Source organism: Microbacterium sp. K2, from assembly GCF_051365005.1.
In the GTDB taxonomy this organism is placed as follows: Bacteria; Actinomycetota; Actinomycetes; order Actinomycetales; family Microbacteriaceae; genus Microbacterium; species Microbacterium foliorum_B.
Genome location: NZ_JBLWII010000005.1, coordinates 128155 through 142006 on the forward strand (window position 1 = coordinate 128155; position 13852 = coordinate 142006).

Here is a 13852-nt window from a genome sequence, read left to right on the forward strand (position 1 = left end):
CCCTCACACGATCTCGAGTCGCGCCACCGTCTCCTCGTCGTCGCAGGCGCCCCCGACCCACAGGCGGATGGCGCCGGGCTCGACCCGCTTGACGCCGTCGAGCCCCGTGAAGGCGAGCCGGTCGATCGGCACGTCGAACCCGACGAGCGCGTCTGCACCGGGCGCGAGCGTGACCCGCCGGAAGTCCAGCAGCTGGGCGAGCGGGCGGGTCACGCTCCCGACCTCGTCGTGCGCATACAGCTGCACGACATCCGTCGCCGCGACCGCGCCGGTGTTGCGCACCCGCACCGTCGCCCGGAAGGTCTCGCCCGCGGCGACCGACTCGGGAACCGTGAGTGCGTCGTGCGCGAAGGTCGTGTAGCTGAGGCCGAAGCCGAAGGGCCGCACCGGAGTCGAATCGGCACTCGTGACATCCGTGCGTCCGCCGAGCACGGGGTGCAGATACGAGTACGGCTGTGCCCCGGCCGACCGCGGCAGCGACACCGGCAGACGCCCGGACGGTGCGACGCGCCCGCTCAGCAGTCGCGCGAGAGCGGGACCGCCCTCCTCGCCGGGGAAGAACGTCTGCAGCACCGCTGCGGGGATCCCCGCAGACACTGCGTTCGCGGAGGCCGACGCGTCGACCGCTCCGAGCCCGGTCATGGTCCCTGCGGCACCTGCGCGAGCCGGCAGCGCCCAGTCGAGCACGTAGGGACGCCCGGTCATCGCGATCAGGATCACCGGAGTGCCGGTCGCGACGACAGCCTCGACCAGCTCTCGCTGGACGCCGGGGAGTTCGAGGTCGTCGACGTCGTTGCCTTCGCCGACCGTGCCTCGTCCGAAGAGGCCGGCGCGGTCGCCCACGACGACGATCGCGACATCGGCCGCAGTGGCGGCTTCGACCGCGGCGGGGATGCCGGAGCGGTCGGAGCCGTCGACCTCGCACCCGATCGTCGAGGTGATCTCGGCTGCAGGGAACTCGTGGCGCAGTGATGCGGTGACCGTCGGCAGATCGATGCCCGCGGGGGTGTCGGGGTGATGGGCGAGCACGTGGTTGACGAACGAGTAGCAGCCCATCAGCGCCTCGGCGCTGTCGGCGTTGGGACCGATCACCGCGATCCGCGAGGTCGTCGTCGGTGCGAGGGGGAGTGCGCCGTCGTTGCTCAGCAGCACGATCGACTCCTCGGCGAGGCGCCGAGCGAGCGTTCGGTGCTCGGCCGGGTCCAGGTCGACGGCGGTCGGCGGGGTGCTGAAGTCGGCATCCAGCAGTCCGAGCTCCTCCTTCTGCGCGAGCACTCGGCCCACCGCCCTGTCGAGGATCTCGGCGGGGAGTCGACCGTCGCGCACCTGCTCGGCGAGGGTGACGAAGGCATCGGGCGAGGGCAGCTCGACGTCGATTCCTGCGGTGAGCGCGAGCCGAGCGGCGTCGGCCGAGTCAGCGGCGGCCCGGTGCATGCTGTGCAGGAAGTCGACCGCGAAGTAGTCCGACACGACAACGCCGTCGAACCCCCAGCGATCGCGCAGGATGCCGGTGAGATAGCGCACATCGGCGGTGACGGGCACGCCGTCGATGTCGACGTAGGAGTTCATGACGCTGCGTGCACCGCCCTCGTGGATCGCCATCTCGAACGGCGGGAGCAGCACGTCCTCGATCTCACGCAGGCCTGCACTCACGGGCGCGTGGTTGCGTCCGGCCTTCGAGGCGGAGTATCCGATGAAGTGCTTCAGGGTCGCATGCACGCCCTCTGACTGCAGGCCGCGTACATACGCGGTGCCCACCCGGCCGACGACCAGGGGGTCTTCGGCGATGCACTCGTCGACCCGACCCCAGCGGGGGTCGCGGATGACGTCGAGCACCGGCGCCAGGCCCTGGTGGATGCCGAGCGACCGCATCGACGAGCCGATCGCCAGCCCGACCTCCTCGACGAGCTCGGGGTCGAAGGCCGCCCCCCACGCCAGGGGCGTCGGGAAGGTGGCCGCCTTCCATGCGGCGAGACCCGTCAGGCACTCCTCATGCACGAGCGCCGGAATGCCCAGTCGCGTCTGCTGCTGAAGTCGGCGCTGCTCGGTCCACAGCCAGGCCGCCCGCTCGACGGGGTCGACGGGTCGGGTGCCGTACACGCGGGTGAGGTGGCCGATGCCGTGCACGGAGGCGTCCTCGTAGCGCGTCGAGCTCTTCTTCTCGCCCGACATCGGGGCGACCACCTCGATGCCCTGGTCGACCCAGAAGCCGACGAGCTGCGCCTGCTTCTCTTCCAGGGTCATGCGGGCGAGGAGCGCCTCGACGCGGGGGGAGTGCGGCGCGGAGCCTGCGGGCTGCAACATCATGTTCTCTTTCTCGTTCTCGTCGACGTGGGGTGTCGCGACGGCGACCGCATCAGCCCTTGACTGCACCGGTCAGCCCTCCCACGATGCGCCGCTCGAACAGGCTGAAGAAGATCAGCGCCGGGATCATCGACAGCGATGTGAACGCGAGCACTTTCGCGGTGTCCACGGAGTATTGGGATGCGAACGACTGCACGCCGAGCGGCAGCGTGTACGCGGCTTGATCGTTGAGGATGAACAGCGGCAGCAGGTAGCCGTTCCAGCTGCCGATGAACGCCAGGATGCCGGTGGTGATGACTCCCGGGAGCGACAGCGGCAGCACCATCCGCCAGAAGAACCCGATGCGGCTGCAACCGTCGATGAACGCGGCCTCCTGGATCTCATCGGGGATGGCGCGCAGGAACGGCACGAGGATGATGATCGTCGTCGGCAGCGCGAACGCGATCTGGGGCAGGATCACTCCGCCGAGCGAGTTCATCAGTCCGAGACTGCGCACCACGATGTACAGCGGGGTGATCGCCACGGTCAGGGGGAACATCAGCCCGGCGGCGAAGAAGGCGTAGAGCACGCCTCGGCCGGCGAACCGGTACCTCGCGAGGACGTAGGCCGCCATCAGTCCCAGGGCGACCGTGCCGACGGTGGTCGCGAGAGCGACGATGGTCGAGTTGCCCACCAGTCGCCAGAACACGCTGCCGGTGAGCACGTCGAGGTAGTTCGACACCACCCACGGCTGCGGGAACCCGGACGGATCGGTCGTGATCTGCGCGTTCGTGCGGAACCCGCCGGTGATGATGTAGGCGATGGGCGCCAGCATCAGACCGACCGCGATCAGCGCGACGAAGTACACGGCGGGGTTGGCCCACGGCAGCCGGGGCTTCGCGGTGCGACCCGTGCGGGCCTTGCGCTGGGTGACGAGCACCGAGGTGGCGGTCATCGGACGGACTCCTTCTGTGTGGTGGCGTCTGCAGCCGCGTCGGTGTCGGCGCCGGCATCCTGCAGGGCGGCGTCCTGCCGAGCGCGCGAGCGGGAGTTCTTCTTCCTGCCCGAAGCGCCGGTGAGCGCGCCGTCCGTGTCTTTGCGCAGCACGGCGCGCTGATAGATGAGAGCCACCACGAGCGAGATGAGGAAGAGCACGACCGCGACCGCGTTGCCGTAGCCGTAGTTCCCGGCGTTGCGCCCCTCCGAGACCATGTAGGTCGCCATGGTCGAGGTGCCGGCGGTGGATGCGATGTACTGCCCCCAGATGATGTAGACGAGGTCGAACAGCTGCAGCGAGCCGATGATTGACAGGAACGCCCAGATGCGCAGGGTCGGCGCGAGCAGCGGCAGCGTGATCCGCCACTGGATCTGCCAGTAGGAGGCGCCGTCGATGGCCGCGGCCTCGTTCAGCTCCTCCGGAATGCCCTGCAGGCCGGCGAGGAACAGGATGACCGCGAAGCCCACGTACTTCCACGTGATGATCGCCATCAGCGTCCAGATCGCGATCCCGGGGTCCGACAGCCAGTCGGTTGCCAGGAACCCGAGACCCATGTTCGTCAGCATCGCGTTGAGCGCACCGTTGGTCTGCAGCATCAGGCTCCACCCCGTGCCCACGACGACCTCGGAGATCACGTAGGGCACGAAGATCAGCACGCGGATCAGCGACTGTCCTCGCATCTTGCGGTTCAGCAGCAGCGCCAGCACGATGGCGACCGGACCCTGGAGCACGAGAGAGAACACCAGGATGAAGCCGTTGTGCGCGAGCGCGTCGTGGAACAACGGATCCTGGAGGATCGTGAGGTAGTTCTTCAGCCCGACGAACTCGGTGGGCGGGCCGTAGCCCTGCCAGCTGAAGAAGCCGTAGTACGCCGCCATCAGCACCGGGAAGATGACGAAGGCGAGGAAGACGAGCAGGGCGGGCCCGGCCAGAAGCATCACTTCCAGCCGGGCACGCGTGTCACGCTTTCGCTGCGGCATCCTGCACAGCCTTGACCAGGTCCTCCGCGTCGCTGTTGCCCGCGAGCAGGTCGACCACCGCGACGTTCAGCGCGTTACCCACGTTCTGGCCGTAGACGGTGTCGAGCCACTGCGTCGCGTACGGAGCCGCGTTGTACGCCTCGAGGATGGTCTGCAGGTAGGGCTCGGTGACGGCCTCCTGCGCGACGGTGTTGACCGGCGGGGCGTTGAAGGCCTTGTAGTACGCGGTCTGCACGTCCGACGTGCCGATGTAGTTCAGGAAGTCGACGCAGGCGTCGGGTGCATCGACCGAGCACGAGTAGCCGTCGACGCCACCCATCATCGAACCGGGCTCGCCGTCTCCACCGTCGATCTCGGGGAAGGGGAACCAGCCGAGGTCGGCGAGCGGCTGCTGGTCAGGAGTGAGCGAGCCGATGACGCCGGGGTTCCACGCACCCATGAGCTCCATGGCGGCCTGGTGGTTCGCGATGAGCCCAGCAGAGCTGCCGGCGCCCTGCTGGGCAGGAGTCGTCAGGAAGCCCGAGTTGAAGGGCTCGGTCTCAGCGAACGACTGCAGGTCCTCACCCGCACGCACCCAGCACTCGTCGGTGAAGTCCATCTCGTCGGCGGCCTTGGCGAGTGTGTCGGAGCTGCACTCGCGCAGGGCGAACCAGTAGTACCAGTGCGCTGCGGGCCAGGCGTCCTTGGCGCCGAGGGCGATGGGGTCGATTCCGGCGCCCTTGAGGGCGACCGTGGCCGCCTCGAGCTCGTCGAGGGTCGTCGGGTTCTCGGTGATCCCCGCCTGGTCGAAGAGGTCTTGGCTGTAGAACAGGCCACCGGGCAGCACGGCGACGGGCATGGCGTAGATCTTGCCGTCGAGGCTGTTCGCCGAGTACGACGCATCGGGGATCTCTTCGGCTGCGGGGCCTGCGATCGCGTCGGTGAGGTCCTTCAGCTGGCCGGCCTTGACCATCGCGGCCATCTTGCCGCCGCCGCGCTGCAGGAAGATGTCGGGGGCGTCTCCCGAGTTGAGGGCGGTCTGCAGCTTGCCGTCGAGATCCTCGTTCTGGATCGACTGGATGTCGATCGTGACGCCCGGATTGTCGCTCTCGAAGTCGGCGACCGTCTGCTCCCAGAACTCCACTCCGGGGCCTGTCGTCGAGTTGTGCCAGAGGGTCATGCTGGTGTCGCCGCCGTCGGTGCCGGACGAGTCTGCGGTGCAGCCCGAGAGCGCGAGCGCTCCGACGGCCAGTGCTGCGACCGCGGAGGCGAGGGGGAGCCTTCTGCTGTTCATGTGATCGTTCTCCTCATCGAGTTGCGCGCCGCTTCGCTGCGGGGCGCCTGCGGACGCTCAGGTGAGACCGCAGTGGCATGAGTCTCCAGCCGCAGCAGGTGATCGTCAAACGTTTTCGAAAACAGTTTCCATCTATCTGGAAACCCGGCTACGCTGGCGTCTCATGGGGGCACGCACGACGATCCACGACGTCGCGAAAGCGGCTGGAGTGTCGGTGTCGACCGTCTCGAAGGCCGTGAACGGCCGATACGGGATCGCTGATGCCACAGTGCAGCGGGTCCTCGACGCCGTGAAGCAGCTCGGGTACGAGTCGAGCCTCGTCGCGAGCAGCATGAGGGCACGGCGCACGGGTGTGATCGGCGTGCTCCTGGCGGACTTCGAACCCTTCAGTGCGGAGATACTCAAAGGCGTCGGCTCGGCCGTGCACGACACCGCGTTCGATCTGCTCGCCTACAGCGGGTCTCATCTCGGCGCAGGCGACGGCTGGGAGCGGCGATCGCTGAGCAGGCTCTCGGGCACGCTGATCGACGCGGCGATCATGGTCACCCCGACGGTCGTCAGTGCCGGCACCGAGATCCCGGTGGTCGCGATCGATCCCCATACAGGCCGTGCTGACCTGCCCACGGTCGAATCCGACAGCTTCGGCGGCGCGCTCACCGCGACCAGACATCTGATCGAGCTCGGCCACCGCCGCATCGGCTTCCTCGCGGGCCGCCCCGACCTCAGATCCGCCGGGCTCCGAGACGCCGGCTACCGCAGGGCACTCTCCGACGCGGGGATCCCACTCGATCCGTCACTCGTCGGCATCGGCCGCTACGAGCTCGATGTGACCAGGGAGTCCGCCCGCATCATGCTGAGTGCCGAGTCGCGGCCGACGGCGATCTTCGCGGCGAACGACCTGTCGGCGATCGCGGTGATCGACGTCGCCCACGAGCTGGGTCTGCGGGTGCCGGACGATCTGTCGGTGATCGGGTTCGATGACGTGCCCGAGGCCACCAGACGGGCGCTGCCGCTCACGACGATCCAGCAGCCGATGCGCAGACTCGGCGCCGTCGCGGCCGACATGGTCTTCACGCTGCTCTCGGGGCAGGAGGTCGACGAGATGCACGTGATCCTGCCGACGCGGCTGGTGGTGCGGGCTACGACCGCGCCGCCCCGGTGACCTCCCGCACACGCTGCCACGCGGCATCCGACAGCTCGGTCGACAGCCTCTGGAACTCGGCGACGCTGCGCCTGCCCGGCCAGTCGGCCGGCAGCATCGAGGGCGGCAGGCCCGGATCGATGTAGGGCAGCACGCGCCAGCGGTCGATCAGCCGCACGTAGGCGGCGAACGGCGCGGCCGGAAGCGTGTCGAGCGACGACTGGAACTCGAGGTGCTCGGCGCGCAGGGCGTCGAGGTCCCACCAGTCCGCGGCTGCCTCGGGCAGCGTGCGCGCGGTCGTCGGTGCGCCGGCCTGGAACAGCGTCACCCAGTCTCTGGCGTCGAGGTCGTCGACGATCTCGAGCACCTCGCCCTGCAGATGCCCGGGGCAGATCCACAGGGCGGGGGATACGACGCCCGCCCCGATCCACTGCAGGCGGCGGCGAAGCTGGTGTCTCGTCGCCCGGGCGCTCTCGGGCATCGAGAACGAGATGAGGCACCACGTGTCGGCATCCGTCATCTCGCGCATCTCGAAGATGCGTCGGTCGCCCCGCTCGAGCATCGTGGCGGCATCCGGATTCAGCAGATAGCCGACCGCGTGCCGGCGCTCGGCGAGCAGCAGCCCCTTCTGTTTGAGGCGGGTGACGCCGGTGCGCGCCTGCGCCGTGGGAATCCCGAGATCGCCGGCGAGCGCGACCAGATCGGCCGCCGAGATCCAGCCGCCGAGCGGTCGCAGGTACAGCCCCACCAGGGTGCGCAGCAGGGATGCCGTGCTGCCGGGGCGCGCATCGATGTCGTCGAGCACGGGGCCCGTCTCGGGATGCTCGGCGAGCTCAGCGGTCATGCGACTCCAGGGCGTCGCGCACGGCGAGGATGCCGGTGAGCGTCTCGGCGTACGAGGTGCTGAGCGGCGAGAGTCCCAGGCGGATGCCGTCGGGGAAGCGGAAGTCGGGGATGATCCCGTCGGCCCACAGTCGCTGCGTCACGGCGCGGAAGTCGGGGTGGCCGATCGTGACGTGGCTTCCGCGGCGCTCGGCGTCGCGCGTGCTGAGCAGCCGCACGCCGAGGGGCGCCAGCACCTCGTCGTAGGCGCGCACGGCGAAGTCGGTGAGGGAGAGCGACTTCTCGCGGATCGCCTCGATCGACGCCTGCTCGATGAGGTCGAGCATCCCCTGCATCGCGAGCATCGAGGTGATCGGGGGAGTGCCGCTGAGCAGCTGCCGGATGTCGCCGGCCGGCGCGTACTGCGGACCCATCGCGAAGATGTCTGCGGCGCTCCACCAGCCCTGGATCGGCTGACGCAGGACACCCTGGTGCTCGCGCCGCAGGTACGCGAACGCGGGAGAGCCGGGCCCGCCGTTGAGGTACTTGTAGGTGCATCCCACCGCCATGTCGACGCCCCAGGCGTCGAGCTGCATCGGGATCACGCCGGCCGAGTGGCAGAGGTCCCACATCATGAGGGCGCCGACCTCGTGCACCGCGGTCGTGATGCCGGGCATGTCGGCGAGGGCGCCGGAGCGGTAGTCGACGTGGCTGAGCGAGACGAGAGCCGTGCGCTCGGACATGGCGGCGACCACGTCGGCGATCTGCACCCCGAGCACCGGATCGGGCTCGATCCACCGCACCGTCATGCCCGTCTCGGCGGCGACGCCCTCGGCCATGAACCGGTCGGTGGGGAAGTTGCCCGCCTCGATCACGAGCTCGGTGCGAGACGGGTCAGCGGTGGCGGCGGCGCGCATCAGCTTGTAGATCAGCACGCTGGTCGAGTCGGCCACGACGGTCTGGCCCGCGGTGGCACCGAGGGTGACGCGCCCGATGCGATCGCCGAGCTCCATCGGCAGCGCCATCCACTGCTCGTCCCACGAGCGGATCAGCCTCGTTCCCCAGTCGTCGCGCACGAATGCGGCGAGCTTCTCGGGAGTGTCCTTGAGTGGTCGACCGAGCGAGTTGCCGTCGAGGTATGCACCGACCCCCGGAGCCTCGGCGAACGCGTCGAGGTGGGCGTGCAGCGGGTCGGCGGCGTCGAGGGCGCCGGCGAGGTCGAGGAGCGAGCGTTCGATGGTCGCGGCGTCGCGGGTGTCGGTCATGTCAAGCCTTCAGATCGGCGCTGGTCAGCGGGCGGGCGAGTGTCGGATCGGCGTCGGTGCCGGGGAGTCTCAGGAGCACGGATGCGGGGTCGAGAGGGTTCTGCGGGGCGAGCGTGCGGAGCAGGTCGACGCCGTCGATCCCGGCGTCGCGGAGGGCGGCGAGCTCGGCCGGGTTCAGTCCGACGGGCGTCGGGCCGTTGCCCATGTCGGTGCCGTAGAGCACGGAGCCGCCGGCCGCGTGGAAGCGGCGCACGTTGTCGACGGTCGTGGTCCTTTCCGCGCTGTCGGCGTCATGGATCGCGAGCGTCGAGATCCACGAGAGGGATGCCGCCTGGGCGGCGATCTCGGCATCGTCGAGGCGCGCGGTGAACGGTGCGTGGGCGAGGCAGGTGGCGCCGAGGCGGGCTGCGCGTTGCGCTTCTCCCGCGCCTTCGGCGTGGGCGACGACAGGGAGGCCGCGTGCGGCGGCGGTCTCGACGATCGCGCGCAAGACGTCGTCGTCGAAGACGGGCCCTGCGGTGGCGTTGCTCGCGACCTTGATGCAGGATGCTCCGGCATCCGCCATCTCTGCGACACCCTCTGTGGCTGCCTCGGTGTCTGCGATCTCGCGGAAGGACCCCTCTGGGGCCCAGTCGCGGTCGCTCGGATAGCCGCCGACGGGTGTGAGGAACACACCGGCGAACTCGACCGAGACGGGGTGTGAGGTCCGGTGCGGAGTCTCGTGCGGGGTCGGTATCTCGTGCGGGGTCAAAAACGCATCGGAAACCGTCGATTCGGATGCGTTTGTGACCCCGCGAGGATCTGCGGGTGCATTTTTGGCCCCGCTCGAGTTCGCGGTTGCTTTCTCAGCCCCGCGCAGGGCAGCGGAAAGCGTGGCGACAACCGTCGGGTTCGCACCGAGGTCGATCACGCGGCCGAGCGTCGACCCGCGCAGCAGCTCGTGATCGACGAGCTGCAGGTGCACGTGGTGGTCGGTGAAGCCGCCGATGATCACTCCGTCGAGCCTCGGCAGATCGGTCCGGGGCGGATCGGATGCCGGCGACTCGTCGCGCAGCAGCATCCGCTCGCCGATGAACTCGACGATGCCGTCGCGCCATCCTTCGCCGTCGAAGAAGGTCGCCGCGTGCATCAGCCGCCGATCTCGGTGCGCACGGTGTAGAGCTCGGGGAAGAACGTCAGGTCGAGGGCGCGCTGCAGGAAGCCGACTCCGCTCGAGCCGCCGGTGCCGACCTTCATTCCGATCGTGCGCGCGACGGTCTTCAGGTGACGGAAGCGCCAGAACTGGAAGTTGTCCTCGAGATCGACGAGGTCTTCGCAGGCCTCGTAGAGGTCCCAGTGCTGCTGGTGGTTCTGGTAGATCTCGCGGATCGCGGGCACGAGTTCTGGCGTCTCGCGGTAGGGGAGTCGCACGTCGCGGTCGAGGATCTCGGCCGGGATCGGCAGGCCGCGGCGCGCGGCGTAGCGCAGGAACTCGTCGTAGAGCGTGGGCTTGTGCCACTCGGCGGTGAGCAGCGCGAGGTTGGCAGGGTGGTCGGCGAAGACGCTGAGCATCTTCTCGTTCTTGTTGCCGAGGGCGAACTCGACGGCGCGGTACTGCACCGACTGGAAGCCAGACGAGTTGCCCAGCGCTCCGCGGAACTGCGCGTACTCGGTGGGTGTGAGGGTCGCGAGGATCCCCCACTGCTGCGTCATCACGTCTTGGATGCGCTTGACCCGCGCGACCCGCTTCAGCGCCTCGCGCAGGTCATCGCTCGCGAGCAGCTCTCGGGCCGACGACAGCTCGTGCAGCAGCTGCTTGAGCCAGAGCTCGGTGGTCTGGTGCTGGATGATGAACAGCAGCTCATCGTGGTGCTCGGGGACGCTGACCGGATTCTGCGCGGTGAGCAGCTGATCGAGCGACAGGTACGACCCGTACGTCATGCGTCCCGACAGATCGGTGACGATGCCGGCCTCGAGCTCGCGCTCGTTGTTGTCGGTGCTCATGGGTCGCTTCCTGTCGTGGCGGACAGGCCAAACATATAACAATCGTGGCGAGCGTCACAATGGTGAAATGTTGGGCTGGTGCTTCCTGACGTAGGCACGCTCTCGCCGCTCTCGCCGCTCTCGCCGCTCTCGTCGGCCTCGCCGACTGGCGAGGATCCCGTCGATGATGATCCGGATCGCGACATTGATCCCGATCGGGATCAGGAGAACGAGGACTATGCCGACGGCGATGAGCCCTACCCAGAACGGCAGAACGAACAGCGCGAATGGGATCACCCCGTTGTCCATGCGCTCAGCGTAACCCCGGGGCCAGGTTTCTCAGAGCCTCGGCGTGCGCGGGGGAGCAGTGCGGCGCTCGCCCGGTGCGCCGATCGCCTCGAACCCGGCGGCGAGACGCAGCAGCGCCGCGTCGTCGTAGGCGCGGCCTGCGAATGTCAGCCCGATCGGCATGCCGATGTCGGCCATGAGCCCCATCGGCACCGTCACGGTCGGGATGCCGAGGTGGCGCACGGTCAGGTTGCCGTTCGCGATCCAGGTGCCGTTGCGCCAGCCGAGGTCGGCGGAGGCCTCGTTCACGTCCATGTCGGCGGGCCCCACATCCGCGACGGCCGGGAACACGACCGCGTCGAGCTCGTGCTCGTCCATCCACTCCTCGAGGTCGATCCGTCGGGTCTCCTCGAGTCCGCGCAGGCCGTCGGCGAGCTCGGGCATGTCCTCGAATCCGACGCCGGGGTTGTCGCGCACCCAGTCGGGGTACTCGGCGATGTCGTCGTCGAAGCCGGTGTAGCGGTCGGGGAGTGCACCCTCCGGGTGCGGGAAGATCGTCGCCCCATCGACGACGGCGAGGGTGTTCAATCGTGGGTCGCCGTTCGCCTGCAGGAAGTCCTCCCACCCCCACGCCGACAGGTCGACGATCTCGCGGTGCAGATACTCCGGCGACACGAGACCGCGCGTCGCGATGGTGGGTGCGCCCGGTCTGTCGCCCTCATAGTTCGTCACCACGGGAAAGTCGACCTCGACGACGGTCGCCCCTGCGGCCTCGAGGTCGCGACGAGCCGCCTCCCAGCGCGCGATCACCGAGGCGCGGGTCTCGATGCGCTGCCCCGTGGGCCCGCCGATGCCCGGGTCGGCGGCGGTGCCGGCATCCGGATCCGCGTTGATGTACATGCGGGGGATGCCGATGCGGATGCCCCGCAGAGCAGTCGCCGCGTCTGCGGCCAGGGCGTCGTACGACTCGGGGCGCACCTCGGAAGAGAGCGGCAGCGTCACCCACGGCTGCGCGCGCCAGAAGTCACCACGCTTCTCGGCATCGTCGGCGACGATCACGTCGAGCACCTCGAGCAGGTCGGCCATGGTGCGCGCGTGCGGAACGACGACGTCCATGGTCGGCACCAGGGGCCAGTTGCCGCGGGTCGAGATCACGCCCCGCGACGGCGTGTAGGCGCAGAGGGCGTTGTTCGTGGCCGGGCCGCGTCCACTCGACCAGGTCTCCTCGCCCAGACCGAAGGCTCCGAAGCTCGCCGCCGTCGCGGTGCCGGATCCGTTCGACGACCCCGAGGCGAAGGGCGCGGTGAGGAAGTCGGCGTTGTAGGGGCTCTCGGCGCGGCCGTAAACACCTCGCTGCATGCCGCCGTTGGCCATCGGAGGCATGTTCGTGAGGCCGAGGCAGATCGCTCCCCCCGCACGGAGGCGCTCGATCGTGAACGCATCGCGCTGTGCGAAGAGGTCGGCGAACGCGGGACTGCCGGCGGCGGCGGTGAGTCCGCGCACCAGGTAGCTGTCCTTCGCCGTGTACGGGATGCCGTCGAGAGTGCCCAGGGTCTCGCCGCGTGCGCGTCGCGCATCCGATGCCGCTGCCTCTGCGAGCGCCTCGGGGTTGCGGACGACGACGGCGTTCAGCGCCGTCTCGGTCTCGGGGCCGTCGTAGGCGTCGATGCGCGCGAGATACGCGTCGACGAGCTCGACGGCGGTCACGGCTCCGGTCTCGAGCGCTCGCCGCAGTTCGGCGATGGAGGCCTCGACCACGTCGATCATGCGGGCACCCCCACGCTCGGCTGCTGCTGCGTGATGCAGTGGATGCCGCCGCCGCGGTCGAACAGCGGGCGCGCATCGACCGTGACCACACGGCGCCCCGGGTAGACATCGGCGAGGATCGACCGTGCCGTGGCGTCGGCCTGCTCCTCGCCGAAGCCGCACGCGACCACGCCGTCGTTCGTGACCAGGTGGTTGACGTAGCTCCAGTCGACGAAGCCCTCATCGTCGCGCAGGGTCGCAGGCGCGGGCAGGTCGACGATCTCGAAACGGCGACCGGCCGCATCCGTCTGCTGCGCGAGGTGCTCGCGCAGTTCGCGTGTCACGGCGTGGTCGGGGTGCTCGGGGTTCTGCTGCTCGTGCAGCAGCAGCCGACCGGGGGAGACGAGCGTCGCGACGATGTCGACGTGCCCGTTCGTGCCGAAGTCGTCGTAGTCGCGGGTGAGGCCCCGCGGCAGCCACACCGCCTTCGTGGCGCCCAGCGTGCGGGCCATCTCGGCCTCGACGCGCGCCCTGTCGGCGTAGGGGTTGCGGCGGGGGTCGAGCTGCACGGTGTCGGTGAGCAGCACGGTGCCCTCGCCGTCGACGTGGATTCCGCCGCCCTCGTTGACGAGGGTCGAACTCACGAGCTCGGCGCCGACGGCCCCGGCGATGATGCGCGCGTGCTGCGCCGCCTTCTGCCACTGCGCCCAGGCCGGCGCGCCCCAGCCGTTGAAGATCCAGTCGACCGCGCCGAGCACACCGGGCCGCTCGTCGTCGATCACGAAGGTCGGGCCGGAGTCGCGCATCCAGAACTCGTCGACCGGAGCCTCGACGATGTCGATGCTGCTGCTGAGCATGCGCCGAGCGCGGGCGACCTCGGCAGGGTCGACGACCATCGACACCGGCTCGAACTCGGCGACCGCGTGGGCGACAGCCGTCCAGGTGTCATAGCCCTCGTCGCGCTCGGACGCCGTCTCGCCCAGCGTCGGGCCCTCGGCGGGGAACGCCATCCAGGTGCGGTCGTGCGGTGCGGTCTCGGCGGGCATGTGCCAGGCCATGATTGTCTCCCTCGCTGCTGATCGCGACCTCGGGGAT

At 69.3% G+C, this 13852-nt stretch carries 12 protein-coding genes; 1 reads left to right on the forward strand and 11 read right to left on the reverse strand.

Going from position 1 to position 13852, the window contains the following annotated elements:
- Positions 1-3 precede the first annotated feature (3 nt).
- Genes ACLKOY_RS14770 through ACLKOY_RS14785 form a run of 4 tightly spaced genes read right to left on the reverse strand, consistent with a single transcriptional unit; the run spans position 4 to position 5533 of the window.
- Positions 4-2307: a beta-glucosidase family protein gene (locus tag ACLKOY_RS14770; protein ID WP_436454330.1), complete on the reverse strand. Its 2304-nt coding sequence runs from the start codon at positions 2305-2307 to the stop codon at positions 4-6.
- Between the two features lie 49 nt (positions 2308-2356).
- A complete protein-coding gene (locus ACLKOY_RS14775; RefSeq protein ID WP_140038013.1) occupies positions 2357-3238 on the reverse strand; it encodes a carbohydrate ABC transporter permease in 882 nt (293 codons plus the stop codon).
- Complete coding sequence (locus ACLKOY_RS14780) at positions 3235-4260, reverse strand: carbohydrate ABC transporter permease (protein ID WP_436454331.1); 1026 nt, start codon at positions 4258-4260, stop codon at positions 3235-3237. Before ACLKOY_RS14780 ends, ACLKOY_RS14775 begins: the two co-directional genes overlap by 4 nt.
- Positions 4241-5533, reverse strand: a complete 1293-nt coding sequence (locus tag ACLKOY_RS14785; protein ID WP_363574451.1) for an extracellular solute-binding protein — start codon at positions 5531-5533, stop codon at positions 4241-4243. The genes ACLKOY_RS14780 and ACLKOY_RS14785 overlap by 20 nt, the downstream gene beginning before the upstream one ends.
- A gap of 163 nt (positions 5534-5696) precedes the next feature.
- On the opposite strand from ACLKOY_RS14785, the gene ACLKOY_RS14790 reads away from it, so the two are divergent.
- Positions 5697-6695 carry a LacI family DNA-binding transcriptional regulator gene (locus tag ACLKOY_RS14790; protein ID WP_363574453.1) on the forward strand — a complete coding sequence of 333 codons (999 nt, stop codon included), beginning with the start codon at positions 5697-5699 and terminating at the stop codon, positions 6693-6695.
- Here ACLKOY_RS14790 and ACLKOY_RS14795 read toward each other — a convergent pair.
- The 7 genes from ACLKOY_RS14795 to ACLKOY_RS14825 are packed head-to-tail and all read right to left on the reverse strand — an operon-like array spanning position 6673 to position 13815.
- A complete protein-coding gene (locus ACLKOY_RS14795) occupies positions 6673-7518 on the reverse strand; it encodes a PaaX family transcriptional regulator (RefSeq protein WP_436454332.1) in 846 nt (281 codons plus the stop codon). The two genes, ACLKOY_RS14790 and ACLKOY_RS14795, sit on opposite strands and share 23 nt — an antisense overlap.
- Positions 7508-8761, reverse strand: coding sequence for a kynureninase (locus ACLKOY_RS14800; RefSeq protein ID WP_436454333.1), 1254 nt, complete (start codon positions 8759-8761; stop codon positions 7508-7510). The genes ACLKOY_RS14795 and ACLKOY_RS14800 overlap by 11 nt, the downstream gene beginning before the upstream one ends.
- A gap of 1 nt (position 8762) precedes the next feature.
- The gene (locus ACLKOY_RS14805; RefSeq protein WP_436454334.1) at positions 8763-9890 is read right to left on the reverse strand and encodes an amidohydrolase family protein; all 1128 of its coding nucleotides are present in this window, start codon (positions 9888-9890) and stop codon (positions 8763-8765) included.
- Positions 9890-10744 carry a tryptophan 2,3-dioxygenase gene (locus ACLKOY_RS14810; RefSeq protein WP_436454335.1) on the reverse strand — a complete coding sequence of 285 codons (855 nt, stop codon included), beginning with the start codon at positions 10742-10744 and terminating at the stop codon, positions 9890-9892. Before ACLKOY_RS14810 ends, ACLKOY_RS14805 begins: the two co-directional genes overlap by 1 nt.
- Positions 10745-10798: 54 nt before the next feature.
- Positions 10799-11032: a hypothetical protein gene (locus tag ACLKOY_RS14815; protein ID WP_436454336.1), complete on the reverse strand. Its 234-nt coding sequence runs from the start codon at positions 11030-11032 to the stop codon at positions 10799-10801.
- 30 nt (positions 11033-11062) lie between these two features.
- Positions 11063-12778, reverse strand: coding sequence for an amidase (locus ACLKOY_RS14820; protein ID WP_436454337.1), 1716 nt, complete (start codon positions 12776-12778; stop codon positions 11063-11065).
- Positions 12775-13815, reverse strand: coding sequence for an agmatine deiminase family protein (locus ACLKOY_RS14825; RefSeq protein ID WP_436454338.1), 1041 nt, complete (start codon positions 13813-13815; stop codon positions 12775-12777). Before ACLKOY_RS14825 ends, ACLKOY_RS14820 begins: the two co-directional genes overlap by 4 nt.
- Between the last annotated feature and the right edge of the window lie 37 nt (positions 13816-13852).